This is a genomic window from Loktanella sp. Alg231-35 (assembly GCF_900143545.1).
Classification (GTDB): domain Bacteria; phylum Pseudomonadota; class Alphaproteobacteria; order Rhodobacterales; family Rhodobacteraceae; genus Yoonia.
This window is the reverse complement of the sequence record NZ_FREV01000004.1, coordinates 428,057-450,472: the sequence shown is the minus strand read 5'-3', so window position 1 is coordinate 450,472 and position 22,416 is coordinate 428,057. Positions and strand designations below refer to the sequence as shown.

Annotated in this window: 23 protein-coding genes; 18 read left to right on the top strand and 5 right to left on the bottom strand. The window is 57.1% G+C overall.

Going from position 1 to position 22,416, the window contains the following annotated elements:
- Window positions 1-56: 56 nt before the first annotated feature.
- Window positions 57-404, top strand: a complete 348-nt coding sequence (locus DHN10_RS12130) for a hypothetical protein (RefSeq protein WP_108815573.1) — start codon at window positions 57-59, stop codon at window positions 402-404.
- A gap of 6 nt (window positions 405-410) precedes the next feature.
- Here DHN10_RS12130 and DHN10_RS12125 read toward each other — a convergent pair whose 3' ends face one another.
- Window positions 411-1,583: a MalY/PatB family protein gene (locus DHN10_RS12125; protein ID WP_108815572.1), complete on the bottom strand. Its 1,173-nt coding sequence runs from the start codon at window positions 1,581-1,583 to the stop codon at window positions 411-413.
- Between the two features lie 109 nt (window positions 1,584-1,692).
- Here DHN10_RS12125 and def (DHN10_RS12120) point away from each other — a divergent pair, with 109 nt between their 5' ends.
- From def (DHN10_RS12120) to DHN10_RS12060, 13 genes are all read left to right on the top strand, one after another.
- Window positions 1,693-2,214, top strand: coding sequence for a peptide deformylase (def, locus tag DHN10_RS12120; protein ID WP_108815571.1), 522 nt, complete (start codon window positions 1,693-1,695; stop codon window positions 2,212-2,214).
- Window positions 2,215-2,218: 4 nt separating this feature from the next.
- On the top strand, window positions 2,219-2,680 hold the full coding sequence (gene def / locus DHN10_RS12115; protein WP_108815570.1) for a peptide deformylase: 462 nt from the start codon (window positions 2,219-2,221) through the stop codon (window positions 2,678-2,680).
- Complete coding sequence (gene def, locus DHN10_RS12110; protein WP_108815569.1) at window positions 2,677-3,177, top strand: peptide deformylase; 501 nt, start codon at window positions 2,677-2,679, stop codon at window positions 3,175-3,177. The genes def (DHN10_RS12115) and def (DHN10_RS12110) overlap by 4 nt, the downstream gene beginning before the upstream one ends.
- 22 nt (window positions 3,178-3,199) lie before the next feature.
- Window positions 3,200-4,099 carry a methionyl-tRNA formyltransferase gene (gene fmt / locus DHN10_RS12105; protein WP_108815716.1) on the top strand — a complete coding sequence of 300 codons (900 nt, stop codon included), beginning with the start codon at window positions 3,200-3,202 and terminating at the stop codon, window positions 4,097-4,099.
- A 151-nt stretch (window positions 4,100-4,250) separates the two neighbouring features.
- Window positions 4,251-5,054: a L,D-transpeptidase gene (locus tag DHN10_RS12100; RefSeq protein ID WP_234417120.1), complete on the top strand. Its 804-nt coding sequence runs from the start codon at window positions 4,251-4,253 to the stop codon at window positions 5,052-5,054.
- Window positions 5,055-5,182: 128 nt separating this feature from the next.
- Complete coding sequence (locus tag DHN10_RS12095; protein WP_108815567.1) at window positions 5,183-6,262, top strand: hypothetical protein; 1,080 nt, start codon at window positions 5,183-5,185, stop codon at window positions 6,260-6,262.
- Between the two features lie 8 nt (window positions 6,263-6,270).
- Window positions 6,271-6,570, top strand: coding sequence for a hypothetical protein (locus DHN10_RS12090; protein ID WP_108815566.1), 300 nt, complete (start codon window positions 6,271-6,273; stop codon window positions 6,568-6,570).
- A gap of 1 nt (window position 6,571) precedes the next feature.
- Complete coding sequence (locus DHN10_RS12085; protein ID WP_108815565.1) at window positions 6,572-7,693, top strand: hypothetical protein; 1,122 nt, start codon at window positions 6,572-6,574, stop codon at window positions 7,691-7,693.
- Window positions 7,694-7,814: 121 nt separating this feature from the next.
- Window positions 7,815-9,755 (top strand): AAA family ATPase, encoded by a 1,941-nt coding sequence (locus DHN10_RS12080; protein ID WP_108815564.1) that lies wholly within the window; start codon window positions 7,815-7,817, stop codon window positions 9,753-9,755.
- An 11-nt stretch (window positions 9,756-9,766) separates the two neighbouring features.
- Complete coding sequence (locus DHN10_RS12075) at window positions 9,767-10,111, top strand: hypothetical protein (protein WP_108815563.1); 345 nt, start codon at window positions 9,767-9,769, stop codon at window positions 10,109-10,111.
- 1 nt (window position 10,112) lies between these two features.
- A complete protein-coding gene (locus DHN10_RS12070) occupies window positions 10,113-11,465 on the top strand; it encodes a DUF6638 family protein (protein WP_108815562.1) in 1,353 nt (450 codons plus the stop codon).
- Window positions 11,465-11,737, top strand: coding sequence for a hypothetical protein (locus DHN10_RS12065; protein ID WP_108815561.1), 273 nt, complete (start codon window positions 11,465-11,467; stop codon window positions 11,735-11,737). Before DHN10_RS12070 ends, DHN10_RS12065 begins: the two co-directional genes overlap by 1 nt.
- Before the next feature lie 10 nt (window positions 11,738-11,747).
- Complete coding sequence (locus DHN10_RS12060) at window positions 11,748-12,437, top strand: DUF1523 family protein (RefSeq protein ID WP_108815560.1); 690 nt, start codon at window positions 11,748-11,750, stop codon at window positions 12,435-12,437.
- Window positions 12,438-12,518: 81 nt separating this feature from the next.
- On the opposite strand, the gene DHN10_RS12055 is transcribed toward DHN10_RS12060, so the two are convergent.
- The 3 genes from DHN10_RS12055 to DHN10_RS12045 all read right to left on the bottom strand — a co-directional run bounded on the left by DHN10_RS12055 (window position 12,519) and on the right by DHN10_RS12045 (window position 16,795).
- Complete coding sequence (locus DHN10_RS12055; protein WP_108815559.1) at window positions 12,519-14,837, bottom strand: aldehyde dehydrogenase family protein; 2,319 nt, start codon at window positions 14,835-14,837, stop codon at window positions 12,519-12,521.
- Between the two features lie 3 nt (window positions 14,838-14,840).
- Window positions 14,841-15,764 (bottom strand): deoxyribose-phosphate aldolase, encoded by a 924-nt coding sequence (deoC, locus tag DHN10_RS12050; protein ID WP_306419266.1) that lies wholly within the window; start codon window positions 15,762-15,764, stop codon window positions 14,841-14,843.
- A 197-nt stretch (window positions 15,765-15,961) separates the two neighbouring features.
- Window positions 15,962-16,795: a helix-turn-helix transcriptional regulator gene (locus tag DHN10_RS12045; protein WP_108815557.1), complete on the bottom strand. Its 834-nt coding sequence runs from the start codon at window positions 16,793-16,795 to the stop codon at window positions 15,962-15,964.
- A 132-nt stretch (window positions 16,796-16,927) separates the two neighbouring features.
- Here DHN10_RS12045 and rpe point away from each other — a divergent pair, with 132 nt between their 5' ends.
- The 4 genes from rpe (at window position 16,928) to DHN10_RS12025 (ending at window position 20,727) form a co-directional block, all read left to right on the top strand.
- On the top strand, window positions 16,928-17,611 hold the full coding sequence (gene rpe / locus DHN10_RS12040; protein ID WP_108815556.1) for a ribulose-phosphate 3-epimerase: 684 nt from the start codon (window positions 16,928-16,930) through the stop codon (window positions 17,609-17,611).
- A 91-nt stretch (window positions 17,612-17,702) separates the two neighbouring features.
- Window positions 17,703-19,139, top strand: coding sequence for a DUF4153 domain-containing protein (locus DHN10_RS12035; protein WP_108815555.1), 1,437 nt, complete (start codon window positions 17,703-17,705; stop codon window positions 19,137-19,139).
- Window positions 19,136-19,816: a response regulator transcription factor gene (locus DHN10_RS12030; protein WP_108815554.1), complete on the top strand. Its 681-nt coding sequence runs from the start codon at window positions 19,136-19,138 to the stop codon at window positions 19,814-19,816. Before DHN10_RS12035 ends, DHN10_RS12030 begins: the two co-directional genes overlap by 4 nt.
- The gene (locus DHN10_RS12025) at window positions 19,801-20,727 is read left to right on the top strand and encodes an ATP-binding protein (RefSeq protein WP_108815553.1); all 927 of its coding nucleotides are present in this window, start codon (window positions 19,801-19,803) and stop codon (window positions 20,725-20,727) included. Before DHN10_RS12030 ends, DHN10_RS12025 begins: the two co-directional genes overlap by 16 nt.
- On the opposite strand, the gene DHN10_RS12020 is transcribed toward DHN10_RS12025, so the two are convergent.
- Window positions 20,724-22,340, bottom strand: coding sequence for an alpha-glucosidase (locus DHN10_RS12020; RefSeq protein WP_108815552.1), 1,617 nt, complete (start codon window positions 22,338-22,340; stop codon window positions 20,724-20,726). The genes DHN10_RS12025 and DHN10_RS12020 overlap by 4 nt on opposite strands.
- Window positions 22,341-22,416: the final 76 nt, after the last annotated feature.

Sequence of the window (22,416 nt, the reverse complement as noted above, 5' to 3'; positions counted from 1 at the left end):
TCACTTGATATTTACCTTTGTGGGTTCATCCTTGGGGCAGTGCCTGGAGGATGAGTATGTATTCGTTTTTGCCTGATGCAGTTCGGCTTGGACTGGAAGAAGCGCGCAAAGCCGCGCTGAAACGTAAGGATCGGTTGTCGGTCCATGACGGGGACGACACCTATCGCATTCGGCGGTTTTGGGACGGGGGCTTTGCCCTTGATCTTGAAGGGTCAGAGCGTTTGCGCGGGCATGTCGATATCTATGACGGCCCCAAGCATCTGTATCAGTGCCTTGTAATGTCCTCGATCGATGAAGACGACGAACGGGTGTTCGAGTTCAAATGGCTCACCCCAGTCGCAGACAAGCCTGCGGCAGATTTTGTTCGCCCTGATTTTGTGCCTGCTGGTTTGATCGAAAGCTGAACGCAGCTACTGCAAATCGCTGAACGCGGACTGCATTCGTGCGACCGCTTCTTCAACGACGCTGGTTTGCGTCGCGAGGTTAAATCGCATGTGGTTTTCGCCGCCGGCCCCGAATGTTGGCCCCGGTGATACGGCGATCTTTGCATCTTCGCGAATGCGCCGCGCCAATTCCTCCTGAGACATGCCGGTGCCAGAAAAATCGACCCAAGCTAGATAAGTCGATTGGAGTGGCATCGGCGATACGCCGGGGATGCCCTTCATCCCTGCGTCAAAGATATCGCGGTTGGTTTGCAAATGCGCCATTTGGGCATCTGCCCAGTTCGCCCCGTCCGGTGAATAGGCGGCGGCGATCATGCGCACGGCGAGGTCGGAAGGCTTGTAGTCGAGTGACGCAAGCCGCTTACGCATGTCCGCGCGCAGCTTTGGGTCCGCAATGATCATGTTGCCGGTGCGTTGGCCTGCGATGTTGAACGTTTTTGAAGCGGCGGTCAGATAGACGGTGTTGTCCGTATCAGTGGGCGCGGCCACGCCTGCTGGCACAAAGGTGTTCCCCGGATAAATCAAGTCTTGATGGATTTCATCGCTGACCAGAAGCATCCCGTTCTTGCGTGCAAAGGCGGAAACCGCCCGTAGTTCGTCGGCTGTCCAGATCCGCCCCGATGGGTTCTGCGGAGAACACCAGATCAGCAATTTTTCTTTGCCACTCAGGCGGCGCTGGGCATCCTCGAGGTCAAGGACATATGTGTCGCCGTCGTGCTTCAAGGGGCATTCGGTAACTTCACGACCGGCTTTGTTAATCTTGATGGCAAACTCATGGTAAACCGGGGTAAAGATCGCGGCCCCATCGCCGGGCGCACTCCAGACGTCCAAACACAGGGCAATGCCGTTGCCCAATCCTTGTGTCGTTAGAATCCAGTCGTTTTCGATGGTCCATCCGTGGCGCGCCTGCATCCACCAAGAAACAGCATTGAGATAATCGGCATTCTCAAAACCATAGCCAAAGACGCCATGTTCCGCGGCGGCCTTCACCGCCTCAATCACGCAGGGCGCTGTTGGATAATCCGAGTCAGCAGTCCACATCGCTAAACCATCATCGGGTGAAACCCCGAAAAGCGGCTCCATCAGGTCCCACTTTGTGGAATTTGTGTTGCGGCGGTCGATGGGGGTGTTGAATGACATGGCTGGGCTCCGGCTTGAGTGGTGCCAACCTGCGGCGATGTGCGTCCGTGTTCAAGTTGAATTTGGCGTGTTGCTTGCGATGCGCGCAGGGACGGATTAGATCACCGCTATGGCATTGCGAAATATCCTCATTCACCCTGATCCACGGCTCAAGAAGGTGGCTACCCCAGTGGCGAACGTCGGCGATGTTCTGCGTCGTCTGGCTGATGACATGCTTGAGACGATGTATGACGCGCCGGGTATCGGCCTTGCAGCACCGCAGGTCGCGGTGATGAAACGCATGATCGTGATGGATTGCGCCAAAGAAGACGCAGGCACGCCCGAACCTATGGTGCTGATCAATCCGCAAGTTGTTTGGACGTCGGAAGAACGGAACGTCTATGACGAAGGCTGCCTGTCGATCCCCGAGCAATATGCCGAGGTCGAGCGCCCGGCCGAGGTGGAAGTCCAGTGGATGGATGTTGACGGCAAGTCCAAGCGCGAGCGTTTTGACGGCCTATGGGCCACATGCGTCCAGCACGAGATTGACCATCTGGAAGGTAAGTTGTTCATCGATTACCTCAAGCCACTCAAGCGCCAAATGATCACGCGCAAGATGCAAAAGCTCAAACGCGAAATGGCGCGAGGGTAGGCCCGTGGCGGTGCGCCCACTGCGCTATGATGGTGATCTGGTGCTGTTGCAGGTTGCCCCAGCGATCGAGAGTTTCGACGAAGGCCTTGCCGCATTAGTCCTTGATCTGTTTGAAACCATGTATGCCGCTCCCGGTCGTGGTCTTGCTGCGCCGCAGGTAGGGGTCAGTCGACGCTTGTTTGTTGTCGATACAGACTGGAAAGAGGGCGATCCGGCACCGATGATATTCATCAATCCTGAAATTGTCGCGCAATCGTCTGAGCAGATGGTGGGCGAGGAAGGGTGCCTTTCGATCCCAGAAAAGACTTTTGAAGTTGCACGCCCGACTTGGGTAGAGCTGGCATGGCAGGATCTGGATGGAGCACCGCTTCAAGGTCGCTTTGAAGCCGTGCAAGCCCGTTGCATCTGCCACGAGCTGGATCATCTTGATGGCAAACTGATCAATCAGACAGGAAAACTGATATGAGCCAGCGCCCCTTTGTGATGTGGCCGCACCCTGCATTGCGCAAACCAGCCACCCCGGTTGATGCGATCACCGATGAGGTGCGCGCGATCTGGGATGAGATGATCATCGCGATGGACAGCATGCCCGGCGTCGGGCTGGCCGCCCCGCAGTTGGGGATCGATATGGCCCTTGCGGTTATCGATGCATCAGAGGCACGCGGACAGGCGATCCGCATGGCAAACCCGTCAATCCTGCACAGCAGTGTTGAGCCGCGCGAGCATCAGGAAGGCTCTCCCAATTTGCCGGGCGTTTGGGCCAAGGTGACCCGACCAAGGGCCGTCACCGTGCGTTTCATGAACAGTGCCGGGCAGTGGGATCGGCAGGATTTTGTCGGGCTTTGGGCGACCTCTGTTCAGCATCAGATTGATCATCTCGCGGGTAAGATGTTCTTTGATCGGCTGACACGGGTCAAACGCGATATGCTGATCAAGAAAGCGGCAAAACTGCGTCGCGGCTAACGGCGCCAAAGAAGGGATGAGCATGCGCATCGTATTTATGGGAACGCCCGATTTCTCGGTGCCGGTTCTGGACGCATTGGTCGATGCAGGCCACGAGGTTGTCGCCGTTTATTCCCAACCGCCACGGCCTGCGGGGCGCGGCAAAAAGGAACGGCCATCACCGGTGCAGGCCCGCGCTGAGGCGTTGGGGCTGACCGTCCGCCATCCGGTTTCTTTGAAAGGAAGCGAAGCACAAGCTGAGTTCGCAGCGCTCAATGCTGACGTTGCTGTTGTTGTGGCCTATGGGTTGATCTTGCCGCAAGCGATCCTTGATGCCCCACAGGCGGGTTGCCTGAACATCCATGCCTCGCTTTTGCCGCGGTGGCGGGGCGCGGCCCCCATCCACCGTGCGATTATGGCAGGAGATACTGAGACCGGCGTTTGCATCATGCAGATGGAGGCCGGGTTGGATACCGGCCCGGTCTTGCTGCGCAAAGTCACCGCGATTGGTGCCGAGGAAACCACCGGCGCATTGCATGACCGTTTGGCCACTATCGGGGCCAATGCAATTGTCAAAGTGCTTGACACTTTGCCTGATTTATCGCCGCAACCTCAGGCAGAGGACCGCGTGACATATGCCGCCAAGATCGACAAAGCAGAGGCCCGTGTGAACTGGTCCCAACCCGCCGAAGATGTTGATCGGCTGATCCGGGGCCTGTCCCCATTTCCCGGCGCTTGGTGCGATGTGAATGGGGAGCGGATCAAACTGCTGGGGTCGCGGCTGGTGGATGGTCATGGAGCACCGGGCAGCGTTCTGGATGGGTTCACAATTGCCTGCGGAACGGGCGCTATCGAAGTAACGGTTGCGCAACGTGCTGGCAAAAAAGCCATGCCAGCGCAGAATGTCTTGCAAGGGTTGTCATTGGGGAATCTTCTGGCCTGATCTCGCGCCCAATGATTGGGTGCGATTTCAACGACATAAGGCCGGGCAATTACCACGATATAAGCCGAAAACTGCGCGGATTTCACGTACCGGTGTTTTGCCTCTGTTGACCGGGGTGCTATCAGGTGATTCGAACGATGAAGGATGACGAATGACCGATTTGTCAGGAATAACACGCCGCTCTTTTGGGGCAATGGCCCTTGCGAGCACGGCTGCGGCCTGTGCCCCCCGCGTACCCGTGACCGAGGTTGACCTGCCCAAGGCAGAAGAATTCATCGAAGGCTACGGCCCCATTGATGATGCAGGATACCGGTTGCCGGGTATCCCGTCAGAGTACCTGCAAGGCGTCAACCGCCGCATGTCGGGGTTCTACAACGGCGAGCAGGAGGGCAATACCCTCGACGTCGATCCTTATGCCAAGTTCCTCTATCACGTGCGCGAAGATGGTCGGACGACGCGCTATCCCGTGGGTGTCGGACGCGCTGGGCGGTCTTTGCGCGGGACCACAACGATGCGGCTGAAACGCAAATGGCCGGGCTGGACACCGACGCAGAACATGCTGCGGTCCGAACCAGAGGTTTATGGCGATTTCCGTGGCGGTATTCCGGGTGGACTGCGCAGCCCCTTGGGCGCGCGCGCGCTATACCTTTATCGCGGGAGCCGAGACACGTTCTATCGCATTCACGGCACCAATGATCTTGAATCAATCGGTAACTCGGGCTCTGCGGGTTGTATCCGTATGTTCAATCAGGATGTGATCCACCTTTTTGAGCAGATCGAGGTGCCGATGAAGGTTGTGATCCGATCACCCGAAGAATCGCTGCGCGTTGATCCCGAGTATTTCGGGCGTGGCATCGAATTGCCCCCTAAAATCATCTCTGCTGACGAACTGCTGGGGCCAGACGCCGAAGCGTTGGACCGCCCGCCCGTCTTTGACGACGAAGAAAGCGCATAACCCTTTTATTTAGCCCTGTACCCGTTAGGATTGCGGCTGAGTGGGCCCGAAATTCGGTGCCTGCAATTTGAAAATTGCGGCAACAGTGCTTACGTATCTGTTATCATACAAGAATAGAGGGATAGTATATGGCGAATTTCGAGACACAAATTCAGGAATCGCAAACGCAAGTTGCCGAGGCGCAAAGCAAGATATCCGAGCTGACAAGCCGGATAGAGATGGCCCGCAACAAAATGGCCGAAGGGACCGATATCTCTGTTGATATCGAGAATGCCAGTCTTGAGGACGTGCATGCCCATACCGAGCTGATGAATGCCAATATTGCTGAATTGATCATGGGTCTTGATGACGTCACGACGGCATTTTCCAAAGACTTTGACGAGATGCGTTCAAAGACCGGCATGGAAAGTCTGATCGGGTTTTTTAGCAAGGCAAAGGCCGACAGCATGCGACAGGAACGTATGCGCACGGCGTCCATTGATGACAAGTTGCAGGATTTGATCGGCAAGTCCGATGTGATCATGAAGCTGCTTGAAGGGCAGTTGAACGTGCTCAACGAACAGAAAATCAGCGTTGAACAGAACCTTTCCGTGACATTGGACGATCGCGAGGCGACGGTTGGCGCCCTTGAGGCATTGAAGGCCGAGATCCTCAAGATGGATCCCAAGATCATCGAGTTGGAAAACAAGATTTCGGTAGAGCAGGATGCTGCCGCGCGCACCAAGCTGGAAACTGAATTGGCTGGTCTGAACGGCAAATACAACGAAATGGTCCAGAGTGAGCAGGTCCAACTGGCCAAAAGCCAGACGTTGGAACGCTACATCGAAAAGGGCAAGACCTGGATCGACAGTTTGCAGAACCAGGCGGCCACACAGATGGTGCTGATCAACAAGTTGCAGACGGATACAAAGCAGCGTGTCGTGCTTTACGATGCATTATCGAAGTCGTTGAAGACGGCACAGCAGCAGGACGTGGCGCACCGGATCAACGAAATCGGCGTGCAGACGGACCAAGAGGCGCAGTCGGCAATGGCCGCGATTGGCTCTGCCACGAACGCCCGGATGGCCGATATGTTGGAAGCACATGAAGACCACATGGTCTTTGCCCGCGAGGTGCTGGAGCAGAAGGCGAAAGCGGATGAACGCTTTGTCCGCCGGTTCCAGGAGATCGTGAAGAAGCATGACAGCAATCAGTATGGGGCGGAGTGAGCCAAGATATGGTTGCCACTCTCAAAGCCGCCTTCATTTGTTTGGGTGTCCTGTTTTTGATCGGTTGTATTGCCTTCTGGCTATCGCCTGACTTCGGTATGATTTTCAGTGCTAAGGCGATCGGTGGTTTGCTGGGATTGCTAATCCTGTGCGTGACCCGCGCCGTCACAGGGAAGTGGGTTGGTCCACTCGCAACGATAAAAGAAGCAAATTTGGGCGACCAAGATTTGGCAAAATCGCTTTCAGAGGCGGGGGGCCGAAAGTCAGGACTCGTTAGCAGTATCTCAGCTCAATCAGGCGGCGGATAGTATGACCGCTCCAGATCTCCAAGCCGACCACATGAAACTGGAAGATACCCGCGTCACACGCAGGTATTTTGACAAGTTCGCCAAGATCACCGGCTACCTGACAAAGGTGGCCGCGACGATGGAGGCGGAAGGGCGCTTTTCCCGGCAGGATATCGAAGTGATGGCCCGCTATCTGGTGGGCCTCAACTGGACCTTCACGGCGCTGGCACACAAGTATCATTTTGCCGGCCGTTTTGCCCATGCGGGTCATCTGACGTTTGATCGCCACGAAAGCGGGTTTCCTGTGTATCAAGAGCTGCTTGAGATGGCGAACGATGCGTTGCAGGCGGAACGACATCTCGCTTCGCAGCCTTCGGGCGCCGATCTTAAGGATCAGATGGTGCGAGTCATTTTGAGCGAACAGGAAATCCCGACCAAGCTGCAATATGCGCTGTCGCAAAGGCTATATTACGAAGAACTATCGCGCGGTGATCAGTTTTGGGCGCGCAATGATCCGCAATGCCTGTGGCAAGGTAACGAAGGCGACCGGCGCAAGTTTCTGGTTCACTGGGCAGTCTATGACAGCCAAGTGAACCTGCCGACGATTTATCTGATGGACGTTGAGGACACCGGGCGCACGGGCCTGCCCAAGGACGAGCGCCGCTGGCCAGAGGCGCAGGCCCATCTGATGGCGCAGTCCGTGGCGCATTTGAAGTTGCTGACGATTGCCAAGGGCTTTGATGAAGATTTTGACGACCTGCATCCCGTCCGGCTGCGCCGCTTTCATATTGGCCCGATGTACAGCAACGCGTTCACCCGGCAGTCGGGGCCATTGCGCGAAGTCCTCAAGGCCGCCAACGCGCCCGTGGGTGAGGATTGGGCGCTGGTATGGACCGAAGAAGAACTGGTGTCGGAGCGGGTCGAGAATGTGAAATCCGGTTGGTTCGGATCCGTGGAACGGCAGATATTTGCGCTGGACCCATTTGAAGGTGGCGGTGCGGAAACCGGAGCGAGCCGGATGGAGCGCGCATTGATCATGCCTGAGCGGCCATATCAGGCCTTGGCTGAACGCAATCCGCGCGGTTTTCGCGAGGTGCGCAAATTCGTGGTCAGCGACAATGGCCGGGTGTTGAGTTACCGCTAGGGTGGGTCGAGACCCACCTTACAACATTGAGTCGTGGGCGCGCCTGATCTGAGCGTCGTGGATTTGGAAAGGGCTGAAACCCCCGGCGGGCGCTTTCGGCCAAGATGAAGATGGAGAAGGCATGAGCCAATCAAGTGATCAGATGGAATTGCGCGAGGAAGAGATCCGCAAGCACTATGGACCTGCGGCTGAGATGTTGATGCGGCTGGACCATAGCCCGCGTCTGGCCAAGCCCCGCCTGTCGCTTGAAGCGCCTGAGAAATCACCTGATGTTGCCGCAACCCGTCGCCGCTTTCGGTCCACCACGCCGGGGCTTTTGTCACGCACGTCGGCGCCTGCGGGCGGTGTGCGCCTGCTAGACCGCATTGCCGCGGCTGATGAGGATGATCCGCTTACGTCCCCGGCGCAGGCGGCAGTCGCCCATGCGTTGCGCCGCGCAGTTTCGGTTGCGCTGACGGTGGCGGATGCTTTTGCCGATCAGACCGCCCTGACCGAGCTAAAGCGCACAAACCTTGAGGGGCGTCTGCCGCAGGATCGCTCGACCGAATTCACTGAATTCCTGACCGCGGAATCGCTGGTCGCGCTTTATACCTTCGCCAACGCCACCTCTTTCCTGTTGTCTGCCCAAGCCGGTGAGCAAAGTGTGGATTTGGGCAGCGTCGATGAGGTTTTGACAGATAATGCCCCATTGGCCCTGCATGGCGCAATCTGGGAGCTGGACCAAAAGCTTGGGCAGTTCGCCAAGGACGAGCCAACCTTGATCGCTACGATCTTTGCCTATTGCGAACAGTTGATGGAGAAGGTCGCGCAACGTGCTTCAACCGCCGGGCGGTTGGCGTCGTTCAATCAGGCTTCATGGCGGGTTGAGGCGGATGATTTCACCGTTCAGGGCTTCACCCCCGCCCGTAAGGCCAAGGGCTCTGCCTTGACGATGACCTTCAAGAAACCCAATGAGGTCGTGGGCAACCATATTGCCAAGTATCAGGCGATGAAGCTCTCTAAGATGCTGATGGCCTATGATTTTGAGCGGCGTTTGAACCCGTTTGCCGAGTTGGGTGGGTTCATCTTTACCTTTATGGGCGATGGCAAGCCGGGCACAGGTAAGACCACGCTGATCCAGATGATGGCGGGGCTGGTGAATGAGTATTGCCAGACGGCCGGTTATCCATTTCGCTATCAAAACCTGAGCACCGACAACATCGATAGCTATCAGGGCAAGTCGGGGCAGAATGCGAAGGCCTTCATCAACAATGTGCTTGATCCCGGCGTGATCGGGTTTGGCACGATTGATGATATTGATCAGTTGGCGGGTAAGCGGGGTGACCGTCAGTCATCGGCGGGTCAGCTTGAGATTACGGCTGTGTTGATGGAGAGCTTTGCAGGCGCCAATACGGTCGTGCGGGGCAATTGCACCTTTGGCATGTTCTCGAACTATCCTGAAAACGTCGATGATGCCCTGCGGCAGCGTGCCGGTGCCCGCTTCCTCGTGGATGGTCCGCAGACACGTGATGATTACATCGATATCCTTTATCTGTTGATGGGCAAGAACCACGATATTCCAGTTGGCGCGCATGAGGTGTTCAGCGCGCAAGAGATCAAAAAGGCCGTTGCCGCGTCCTTTGACAGCCACGCGCGTCCGCACGAAGAGGGGCTGATGCGCGTCTTTGATCGGGTGCATGATGACGTCGGTGCATTGGACACGATCGCGAAACTGGGCACCTACCTAAAGGGTATTCAGGACGCGGACGAACGGTTTACTGGCCGCGCCATTAAGAACATCACCGATGCTGTCAAAGTCCGGGCCATGGATTTTGAGTTGCCGGATGAATGGATGGAAGAGCCGGATCTGTTCCTTTTCAAGGATTATGACACCAAGAAGGGCATGATTTCCGAGCTGCGCCAACCGATCACCGTCGAGATGGTGATCCAGGAAATCAATCGCTATGCCGATAGCGAATTCCGCTATGCGGATAAATCCGACGAAGTGGCTATTGATGCGATGGTGCGTGATTTCGGACGGCAGGAGATTGCCAAGAAGCGGTATCTGGAAGGGAAAGGGTAGGCGTCAATCTGATGGGTGAATTGATTTCAGATAGTCTGTTCCTGCCTGCGCTGGTGTTGGCCGTGCTTGGGTTCGTCGTGCCGCGCGCATGGGCCAAACTGCTGCCTGAAGGGGTCAAACCGCTGTTGATGAATGCCTTTCTGTCAACAGTTGTGCTGTTCTCATTGTCGGCCATATTTTTCTTTTGCCTCTATCTTTGGCAGGGGTTGCCCATGGCGGAACTGATGGAGCCGGGCGTGGCCGCCAATGCTGTATTCTTTGGGCGGCTTGGCCTGATTGCCGCGATCATCTGGGCGCCGATCTTGCTGTTGTCGGTGGCCGGGTTACCGCGCAAATGGGTGAAGGAGACGTGGTAAGATGCACCGGCTGATCGAAAAAGGCCTGATGTTTGGTAACCTGATCCGGGTGGATAGCCCGATCTTGGTTGAAAGGTACAACCGTGCTCTACAGCATCTTTCGGGGCAAAAAACTGAGTTAGATGTGTTCCATATTGATATTTCGGGGTATTCGCCCGAAGTGGGCGATGAGTTTGGTGATGACCTCTACCTCAACCATCGTGGCGTCAATCGACAGTTCATTCTGTTGACAACAGAGCAGGCGAAGGCGCCGCTCTTGAATGCCAAGTTCTCGACCTCGCGCGGCATCCTCAAACAGTTCATTGTCGACAACCGGGCAGAGCTTTTTGCACTGACAGCGCGCGATGCGGTCGCGGGAGAGATTGTGAATTCCGTTTATCAGGCCGATATCCCGGCCAAGCTTTTCGACATCCGTAAACTGCGGGTCGAGGCGGATACGACAAGCGGCACAGTCGCGGCTGCCGACAAGCTGGGTGAGATGATTGACCGGTTCAAGACCGAGCCGGACGGTTGGTATGATGATGTGCTGATCGGGCAAATGATCGGCATGGCCAAAAAGACCGGCGATGTGGTGCGCAATCCGGTGAAGCTCAGCCAGATGACCTTTGTGCAAGATAACTTCTGGACTGATCATTTCGGTGGCATGTATGTGTTTCGCGGGGTGCCTCATCCGGCAGCGATTGTTGCGGGTAGTAAGGCGGATTTTGATGATCTACCTGTGCCCTATACGTTTGATTTCAAGGACCTTTCTGCCATTGCAAAGTTCCTGACCCTCAACGATCTGGTTGAACCGATCATGGAAGCGCGTGGCGTCGACAGCGCAGCCATCCTGCAGCAGAAGATGGATTTCATCGTGGCAGCAGTCGCTGCAAAAATGGGCGAGAACCTTGACGGTGCTACGCGCCGCGATCTGCGCCGTCTGGGCCGTCAATATGCCGGTAAATTGCCCGAAGCCTGGCAGGGCCTTGCTGCCCTTGTACGCTGGGCAGAAGAGGACGGGCCGTGGCCCAAAATCACCTCTGAACATCCTGCATACTTCTATACGCTGCGCGCCAAGGACCACCCGGATGCGGACCTAGTGAACCGGCTGTTGGCCGAGCTGACGCCGCTTGACGTGCGCCAGCTGTTCATTTGTCACAAAGAGGCGTTTTATCGTGCCTACGGCAACTGGCCCGACGAAAAGCGTGCATATGTCGTTGATTTTCTTGATCGCGAGTACCAAGTCGATAAGGCTGGCACACGCGAAGCATTGTTTGGGCATGAGGCTCCGATGACAGAGATGCCAAAGGTCCGTCAGCCTGATCTGATCTCGCGGGTGGGGCCCTGGGGTGCGGTCGCAAGAGGGAGGCGCTGATGGGATTTATTAGACTGGTCGTCTTCGGCTTTATCGGGCTGAGCGTGATTTACCTGTCCGTGTCGGTCTATTCGCGTTCTGTGCGCAAGGAACGGCTGGAAAAGCAGTTTGACGCAGATCATCCAGATGGCGCACCCGACGCACGTGAGGCATTCGTTGCCGAGGGTATGCAAGCCTATAACAATTCGATCCGGCCCAAGTTGATTGGGTTGGTTTATATCGTGCCAACGGTTGTGATTGGCATTATTGTCTACACCATCAACGCGAACTAAGGATTCCGATATGCAACGTTTCAAGACCATTGTTCGCGTCATTTCCCTCATTGTTGCGGGTCTCTTTTTCCACTACGTGCTGCCGCAACATGACATCGTTCGGGTGACCTCAACCGAGATTATTCGGACTGATTTTAGCCCCTACAACCGCATCTTTTATGCGCAGGCAGACTCGGGTGCGTCCGAACAACCGACCCGCGATTTGCGCCTGATCAACACTCAAAAACGCAAGACATTCCTGCTCGGTTTCATCCCGCGCGACAGCGAGGGTGTGATGGTTTATCGCAATGAAGACACGGGCTGGATCTGGCCGCCATACTTCAAGTTCGATAGCTCCGATTTACAGGCCGAAGCGGCCAATCTGGCGCGCGGCGAAGAATGGGCCGTTGTTACGCACTATGGCTGGCGTGTCCGTTGGGCGAGTATTTACCCAAATGCAGTTGGCGTGCGCACTGTCGAAGGTCCGGACGTGCGTATCATCCCATGGTTCAACATTTTCTTTTTCATCTTCATGATGGCTGGTCTGCTATTCATCCGGGCGATGTGGCGGCAGTTTCGTGAACGCTCTGTTGATCCGTTGTTGGATGCGGCTGGCGATCAGATGGACGAGGTTCAGGCAGGCGTTGCAGAGCGCAAGGGCCGGATTTCACGCTGGCTTGGCACTTGGCGCGATAAAAACAAGAACCGGCCTATTAAGTGAACCTAGCAGGGGGCGCTGCCCCCACCGCCCGGCGGGCGGCCCCCCGAGATATTTTTGAACAAAAGAAGCCGGAGTGGCGTGTTACTCGCCGTAGGGGATCCAGATGTTTTTGATCTCTGTGCTGGCGACGAGGTAATCGGCCGTTGAAGGTGTGAGCGCAGTGCCGTTGTTCACCCACGTCCGTTTGAGGTTCCCAGCACTTGCTTTCTCGATCTCGGCACTCAGGTCTGTACTTGAGAAGGACCAGACCGCGTCGATGTCCATATGTTTGGCCAGAGTTGGGGCAAGCTCTGCATGGTCGCCAGTGATGATGTTAACGACACCTGCGGGCACGTCAGATGTTTCCAGCACTTGGTAGAAATCTGTCGCCGCGAGCGGGAAAGGTTCGCTTGCTGCAAGGATTACGCGATTGCCCATTGCAATGGCCGGGGCCATCGCGCTGATCAACCCAGCCAGCGGCGCGCTATCGTCACAAAGAATACCGATGTTGCCAACGGGTTCTTTCATCGCCAAAGCCACACCGCGGATCGGGACGCCATGCGCCTGACCATCATATTTGTCTGCCCATGCAGCATAGGTAAAGAGCGTGCGAATGCAGGTTTCGATCTCATCCGTGCCTGATTTCGCGCCGGTCATTTTGTCGATGCGCGTCGCAAATTCCTCCGCCCGCGCCGAGAGGTTTTCAGCGATGTAGTAAAGGATTTGAGCCCGCAAATGGCCGGTCGTCTTGGACCAGTTCGTGGCACTATTGCAGGCCTCAACTGCGTTGCGGATGTCCTTACGATTGGCGATGGAGGCATGGCCCACCAATTTGCCACGTGGGCTGTAGACCGGGTTGGAATAGCCGCCGTCAGGACGTGCCTGTTTGCCGCCGATATAGAGCTTTGCCGTCCGATTCAGCGGATCGGCGGGATGACCGTCTTCGGTTGTGAAGGCGTTAATCTTGGTTAGCGGCTTTGCGGCGCCCTTGGGCTTGGTATAGCCCGCCAGACCTTCCCAGCCGCCTTCGCGCCCAAAGCCGCTTTCGCGCACGCCCCCAAACCCGGCGGCGGCGTCCATCATGTTGGTGCCGTTCACCCAGACAATGCCAGCGGCCAGTTTTGGCGCGATATCAAGGGCGAGGTTGATGTTCTCTGACCAGACAGAGGCGGCCAGCCCATAACGGGTGTTGTTGGCAATCTCGACGGCCTCGGACGGGGTGCGGAAGGTTGTGGCGGCCAGCACCGGGCCGAAGATTTCCTCCTGCATCAGGGTTGATGCCGGCGACAGTCCAGTGATCAGCGTGGGTGGATAAAAGCAGCCTTCCGGCGCTTTGGTCTGATAGGTTTCACCTTCGGTATTGCCGCTGACCATTTTGGTGATCTGGTCCAGTTGTACAGGGTCGACGATGGCGCCCACATCGATGCATTTGTCTAGCGGATCACCAATCCGCAGCCCGTCCATGCGCGCTTTGAGTTTGGCATAGAACTGATCAGCGATGCCCTCCTGCACAAGCAGGCGCGACCCGGCACAGCAGACCTGGCCTTGGTTAAACCAGATTGCGTCGACCAGACCTTCGACGGCACTATCCAGGTCGGCGTCCTCAAAGACGATATAGGGGGATTTGCCGCCCAGTTCGAGCGAGAGCGCCTTGCCCGACCCGGCAGTCGCTTGGCGGATCTTGCGGCCCACTTCCGTGGAACCGGTGAAGGCAATCTTGTCCACTTCGGCATTCACCAATGCCGCCCCTGTTTCGCCGTCACCTGTGACGATGTTGACGACACCGGGTGGGACACCAGCCTCGGTGCAGATTTCGGCGAAGATCATGGCGCTAAGCGATGTGTATTCCGCAGGTTTCAGTACGACCGTGTTGCCCATTGCCAGAGCGGGTGCAATTTTCCATGCCAGCATAAGTAGCGGGAAGTTCCATGGGATGATTTGCCCGCAGACGCCCAAGGCCTCGCGTGTGGGCAGTTCGGCCTTCATCAATTGGGCAAAGCCTGCGTGGTGGTAGAAATGCCGGATCGCCAATGGCACATCGATGTCGCGGCTTTCGCGTATAGGTTTGCCGTTATCCAATGTTTCCATCACCGCCAGCAAACGAGAGTGCTTTTGCATCAGCCGGGCAATGGCATAAAGAACACGGGCGCGTTTGTGCCCTGATTTGGCCCAAGCGGGTTGCGCTTTGCGTGCGGCGGCGACCGCCGTTTCAATTTCTTCGGCGGTGCCTTTGGTGACGCCTGCCAGTTTCTTGCCAGTGGCCGGGTTGTTGGATGGGAAATCATCCCGGATCGGGCCCCATTTGCCATTGATGTAGTGGCCAGCCACCGCGCCGCGATCTGCCAACCATTTCAGGGCCTCGGCACTGCTTTCGGGGGCGGGTCCGTAGTCCATGGTGTCGAATATCTCTTTGATGGTCATGGCTTATCCAATCGCGTGCCGCCACTGGGCCGAATAGGCCCCGGTGACGTGATGTTCGAGTTGCCGTTCTATGTCGCCCAGAAGGGATGATGCGCCGAAACGGAAAAGGTCGGGCTGCAGCCAGCGGTCGCCAAGTTCATCCTTGATCATCGCCAGATAGACCAGCGCATCCTTGGCCTTGCTGATCCCGCCCGCGGGTTTGTAACCCACTCTGACGCCGGTGCGGTCTTGGTAGTCTCGGATTGCTCGGATCATTGTCAGCGTGACGGGCAAGGTGGCGTTTACAGGCTCTTTGCCGGTGGACGTCTTGATAAAGTCAGCACCGGCCATCATGCAGACCAGTGACGCGCGGGCGACGTTGCGCAGCGTGCCAAGTTCACCGGTGGCAAGGATCGCTTTGACGTGGGCATCGCCGCAGGCGGCCCGCATTTCCTTCATCTCATCGTAAAGCGCCTGCCAATTGCCTGTCAGCACATGGCGGCGGCTGATGACGATGTCGATTTCTGCGGCGCCGGCGGCAACGCTTTCGCCAATCTCGGCAATGCGCAGGTGGAACGGCGACAGACCAGCGGGAAAGCCGGTCGAGACTGCGGCAACAGGAATATTCGTCCCCTGCAGCGCATCGACAGCCGTTGGCACCATGTCGTGGTAGACGCAAATCGCACCGGTGGTCAGGCCGTCCATGCCAAGCGCATCCAGCAAAGGCTGCGCGACGGGTTGGCGCGCCTTGGCGCAAAGCCTGCGCACCCGGCCTTCGCTGTCGTCACCACTGAGCGTCGTCAAATCCATCAGGCTGATCGCCTTGCACAGCCAGGCTGCCTGATAGTCTTTCTTGACGCTGCGCCGGCCGGGCAGCGTCTTGGCGCGCCGCTCGATTGCGGATGTATTCGCCTGCACGGCCATGACCCAATCTAGGTCCAGCGGCATGCCTTCATTGCGCGGTGTGTGGACCTGCGGCAATTGAGAGGTGGTGAGCGTGGGGGATTGGGTCGTCTGCAAGGGAGCCTCCTGCGGTGCTCGGATAGGGTGGCACTTCGCCCGTCTCTTGGCAAGTTTTGACCTTTTGGTCAAATACTATCTGATTTGGGTCCTCAAGAACCATCAAAGCACTACGTCACAAGGCGTCAGCCGGGTTGTACGATCTGTCGCTGGAACTGCTGGCGGTATTGCAGCGGTGTCATGCCATAGGCCGCCCGGAAGAGTTTGTGAAAATGTGACATGTTGGGGATGCCGCAGGCCTCGGCGATGGCACTGATGGCCTCGCTGTCGGTGGTCAGGGCACGAGCCGCATGGCGCATGCGAATGGTGTTGACGTAATCCGAGGGCGTCTGTCCCATGAGTTTGCGCATCATCCGGCTGACATGCGGATGGGCTTTGCCAGTCTGCGCCACCAGCCCGGCGGCCCCTTCACGAAACACCGACGGGTCAGCTGCGGCCTTGCAGGCCTGCGTCAGCCATGCGGGGATTTGAGGGTCTGTAGCCTCTGCAACCAGTTCCGCGCAGAGCGGCAGAAGAAATGCCTCGGCCGCCAAAGTGTCAAGCAGGCTCCGCTCCAATTGGACGGCGGCGTGGTTCAATGCAGCCAGCTGCCGAATATCCCGGAACGCCTGTACCGGACCGTCCTTTGCCCAAAAAAGATGATCTTGCACGCCGGGGTGGCGTTTCACCATAGCCTTGATTGTAGCCGGGTGAACGCAAAGCGAGACCACCAGCGCATGTTCACCGCGTCCTTGAAGGGCGTGGGCATGGCCGGGCTGGAGAAAGACAACATCCCCTTCGGTCAGCGTCTCAATGCCGTCGGGCAGGTGATGCCGGACCTTACCATTCTGCACCCAGAGCAGCTCGAAAAAGTCATGCGTATGCAGCGCACGGGGGCGCGTTGGCAGCAAAGTGGCCCGCGTTAGATGTATCTGGGCGCCGTTCTGCAGGATATCTTTATGCAGTAGTTTTTGGATCATGATATCAAATTAGCACAGTTATTGCTGCGTCGCAGCATGAAAAACGGCCCTTGGCAAAATCCCACTGGTGTAAGGGTGACAAACCCACCGCCAGAGGCTATCCCGCAGCACAGTAATCCCATGAGGTATGCCATGTCATTTGACCGCTCTATCAAGATCGCCCCCTCCATTCTTTCGGCGGATTTCGCCAACTTCGGTGCTGAGTGCGAAGCGATCGAGGCGCAAGGTGCCGATTGGGTGCATGTTGACGTCATGGATGGGCATTTCGTGCCTAATATCACCTTCGGACCCGCCACCTGTGCAGCCATCCGTCCGCATATCAAGGGTGTCATGGACGTACATCTGATGATTGCCCCAGTTGACCCCTACATCGAAGGCTTTGCCAAGGCCGGTGCCGACATCATTACCGCCCATGTTGAGGCTGGCCCGCATATCCACCGCACATTGCAGGCGATCCGCGGGGCAGGGGCCAAGGCCGGTGTCGCGCTCAACCCCGGCACGCCAGCGTCATCGGTTGAGATGCTGTTGGACATGGTGGATTTGATCTGTGTCATGACTGTGAACCCCGGTTTTGGCGGTCAAAAGTTCATCCATTCGCAGGTAGAGAAAGTGCGCGAATTACGCGCGATGATCGGTGATCGGCCAATCCATATCGAAATTGATGGCGGTGTTGACCCCACAACTGCGCCACTGGTTGCAGCGGCGGGCGCCGACGTTTTGGTCGCAGGTTCGGCTGTTTTCAAAGGTGGATCGGTGTCAGACCCGGCACCTTACGGCGCCAACATTCGGGCCATTCGCGCGTCGACCGAAGGCTAAGCCGCTCTGCACAAAAACTGCACATCTGTGCGATCTCTCCTGCACAGCGCGGGTCTAACTCGTTTCTGACAAGAGCAGAAAGGGACGAGACATGGTTGTGCGAGGCGTGCCAAGACGATTGGCGAATGATGCATGGTGGCTAGATGATGAAGACCCACCAAAGGGGTTGCGGGCATGGCCGTTGCTGATCCTCGCACTGTCTTGTGCGGATTTGCTGATGTGGGGTTTTCGACCCGGAGCGGGCATAGCGCTTTGGTTTGTGTTGGCCAATGTTGCGATTGTCCTGACTGTCTACCGCGGCGTCGACCGGCGACGCATGGTGCTGGCTGCCACGATCCTGTTCATTGCCGCCGCACCATTGCTAGAGGTTGTGCAATTCGGCACCTTCGCCATTGCTATGATCGGGCTGACAGCGTCCGCTGTCATCCTGGCCGCGCCAGAATGGCAGCCCGACAACTGGCTCCGCGCGCTTTGTCGTTTGCCGGGGGCTGGTGTGGTCCAGACGGTGCGGGATCTTTTCGCCATGCGCGTTCCGAAGCCATCAAAAGGAACGGTTAGATCAACGCTGTTCGACTGGGCACTGCCAGTGGGCGTGGGCGGTTTATTTCTTATCCTGTTTGCGGCGGCGAATCCGATTGCGGACAAGTGGCTGGCCGTGCTTGGCCAGCTGGACATGGATATCTTGCCAGAAATTGGGCGGGTCACGCTATGGAGCATGGTTGCAGGTTTGCTTTGGCCGCTTTTGCGTCTGGCCCCTATGATGCCCAATCTTACACGTCCCAGAACCAGACAGCAGCGCAGGCTCCGCTCTGCCTTCCTGAACCAGCGATCTGTGCAGCGGGCATTGGTAGTGTTCAACATCATCTTTCTGACGCAGACCACATTGGATATCGGTTACCTCTGGGGCGGCGCGGCGCTGCCAGATGGGATGACCTATGCCGAATACGCTCATCGCGGAGCGTATCCCTTGCTTGTCACTGCGGTCCTTGCCGGTTTGTTTGCGTTGTTGGCGCAGCCACATCTGGGTGAAGCAAACTGGGTGCGTCGCTTACTTTATCTTTGGGTGGCGCAGACAGTGCTGTTGGTAATCTCATCCATCTTGCGGCTTGACCTTTATGTCGATTTCTATGGGCTGACCCGCCTGCGCGTTGCCGCTTTTGTCTGGATGGTGGTGGTGGCCCTTGGTCTGCTGCTGATCCTTATGCAGATGATAGGGCGGCAGTCTGTTGGGTGGTTCATGCAGCGCGCATTTGGTCTGGGCCTTGTTGCGATCTACTGCTGCAATCTAGTGAATATCGACGGGTTGATTGCACGCAATAATCTGGCTGACCTGCGCACCGGTGATCACTACCTGTGCGGTCTGAGTGAGGGCGCGGTGCCCGCCATTCGCGCCTATGAGTTGCGCACAGGCCACGCAGTTTGTAGCAGTTGGCGCCCCTATCTGAGTACGCGCAACGATTGGCGTGAATGGGGCTACCGCAACGCGCGGCTGCATCGTAGTTTGGCCGCATTGGAGGATACGCAATGATCCTGGTCGCAGATGATGATGCCCAAATCCGCGATGTTGTGCGGATTGCCTTGGGACAGGCAGGCTTTGCCGTGGCTGAAGCAGGTGACGGGCGTGCAGCGCTGGAAACAGCGCAGAGCTTGCAACCGGACCTGATCGTGCTGGATATTGGAATGCCAGAGATGGACGGGCTTGCGGTATGTCGTACCTTGCGCAAGACCTCGGATGTACCAGTCCTGTTTCTGACCGCTCATAGCGATGAGGTGGACCGCATCGTAGGGCTGGAACTTGGTGCGGATGATTATGTCTCGAAACCTTTTTCGCCGCGTGAACTGGTGGCGCGGGTCCGGGCCATCCTTAAGCGGACGCAAGGTGGTACACAGACGCAAATGGTCATGCGGCGCGGTGTGCTAAGTGTCGATCCCGCACGCCATTTGTGCCATGTCAACGACGCGCAAGTCACATTGACGGCGCGCGAGATGGACTTGCTTGAACGCTTGATTGCGCGGCCAGATCACGTGATGTCGCGCCCGCAATTAGTGGATGCGATCTATGGCACGAATATTCATGTCAGCGACCGCACAATGGACAGCCATCTGCGGAATTTGCGTGGCAAGTTGGCGGCGGCGGGTTGCCCAGATGCCATTGATACCGTCCACGGTGTGGGGATTCGGATGGGTGCATGTCGCGGCGCGTGATCCGAAAGTGGCGCCCACCTTTGGCACTTGTGCTGGGGGGAACGCTTGCGACGGTGTTTTTGTTGCCCCTCATTGGTGTGGGCTATTTCAGAGTGGCCGGTGGGGTGCTTGGCTGGGCCGAGACGACGTGGCTGATCGGATGGATGGCGTTGATTGCGACACTTGTGCTGGGCTGGCTGCTGTGGCGCTTGGTCCTGCGCCCCGTCCGTGAGCTGACCGGATTTGTGCAACAGGAAGGGGCCGACATACCGCCCATACATTTCGGCACGCCAGAGTTTTCGCAACTGGGACAGGCGGTGATCGAGATGACAGCGCGGTTGCGTGGCCGCGAGGCTGTTTTGCGTTCCTATGCCGACCACGTCACTCATGAGCTGAAGTCGCCGTTGACCATCATTCAAGGAGCGGCGGAATTGCTGGATGATCCCAACCTCGCGCCGCAGGATCGGACGAAACTGCTGTCCGGCATCAGCGATGCAACTGCGCGGATGGACGCGCTATTGGATGGGCAGCGGGCGTTGGCGCAGGCGCAAGAACCGATGCCGGGTGGGACATGTGTGTTGTCAGACGTCCTGCGCGAGCATTCTGCTTCAAAGGTAGTTACAGACGGGACTATTCCGCTTTCGGCTGATGTGATGCGCCTTGTTGTGACCCATCTGATTGGCAACGCGCTGGCCCATGGCGCAACTGCGGTGCAATTTGATTGGCAAGCCGGTCGCCTGCTGATCGCGGATGATGGTTCTGGCATCAGCCCCGGCAATCGTGATCGCATCTTTGATCCGTTCTTTACCACCCGCCGGGCGGAAGGTGGCACGGGCATGGGCCTGCCGATTGTGCAACGCATGTTGCAGGCACAGGGTGCTGAAATCCGGCTGTTGGATCAGCCGGGCGCCGTGTTTGAGATCCGTTTTTAGGCGCGCGCCAGATCATCCACATTTTCCAGGAAGGCGAAACCGTTGCCGGGCAGCGTCAGCCGAGCAGCGTCCAGAACGGCGTGATGCGGCCCAATGATGGCGGCGTTTCCGGTTATGCTAAGCTGGTGCTCATCTTTCGACAGGTTGAACACGCAGATGAGGTTCTGATCTCCATTCACACGGCGAAATGCCAAAAGAGGCTCTGCCAACCGTACAAACTCGGTCTTTCCTCGCGTCAGCGCAGATTGGGATTTTCGAAAGCTGATCATCTTGCGGTAGAACTGAAGAACGCTGTCAGAGCTGTCTTCTTGCGCATCAACTGCCTTGGCCGCCTGAGGTGCCTTGACTGGCAGCCAAGGCGCCGCATCCGAGAACCCCGCATGGGGTGCTTCTTTTTCCCAAACCATCGGTGTGCGGCATCCGTCGCGCCCTTTAACCGCCGGCCAATAGCGTAGCGCTGGTGGGTCGGTGAGTTCGTCATAGGTAAGCTCTGTTTCGGTCTGGCCCAGTTCCTCACCTTGATAGATTCCGACCGTGCCTTCAAAGCTCATCAGCATGGCACAGGTCATATGTGCGATCGTGTTCTCATCGACGGCATGCGCGGCCCAGCGGGTGACGTGACGGGGTACATCATGGTTGCTGAAAGACCACTTGGGGTGGCCGTCGGGTGCGCCTGTCTGAAAGCCTTCGATACAGCTGCGAAAATGATCAACCGAGAAATCGGGGCCGAGCATGGCAAAACTATAGGCCATATGCAGACGGCTGGACCCGGCCGTGTATTCACCCATGATCTGGATCGAACGGTTACCCATTTCACCGACTTCGCCAACCATCATAATGTCTTCATATTGATCGGTGAGATTGCGGAGTTGTTCGAGAAAGCCCAGGTTCTCTGGTCGTGTTTTGTTGTAGATATTATCCTGCATCCCATAAAGATCGGTGGCCATCACCTGTGGTTTGGCTTGTGCAGGCGGATTGGACCGCAGATCTTGATCGTGGAAATAGTAGTTCACGGTATCAAGGCGAAAGCCATCAAGACCACGATCCAGCCAGAACTGGCAGGTTTCCAAAATTGCATCAACGACGTCAGGATTGTGGAAGTTCAGGTCAGGTTGGGCAGCAAGGAAATTGTGCAGATAGTATTGACCGCGCTGCGGGTCGAATTCCCACGCTGGGCCGCCAAAGTGGCTGTGCCAGTTGGTCGGGGGGGACCCATCCGGCAGCGGATCGGCCCAGACATACCAATCGGATTTCTGATTGTCGCGGCTGACCCGGCTTTCGCGGAACCATGGGTGCTGATCGGATGTGTGCGACAGCACCTGATCGGTGATCACCTTCAGGCCCAATTCATGCGCTCGCGCAATCAGCGCATCAAAATCGGCAAGTGTGCCAAAGAGCGGGTCAATATCCGTGTAGTTAGACACGTCATAGCCCATGTCCTTTTGCGGAGAGGTGAAAATCGGCGACAGCCAGATACAATCGACCCCAAGCGAGGCCACATGAGGCAAGCGCCGGGTGATCCCTGCAAGGTCACCGACCCCGTCGCCATTGTCGTCCTGAAAAGAGCGCGGATAAATCTGATAGATTACCGCATCCCGCCACCACTCGCGCATCGCATCATTCCTTGCGTTTTGTTAACGCTAACAAATCAGAGGGCGGGGGAAAGCGCAAAGTGACAGGTAAGGTGGG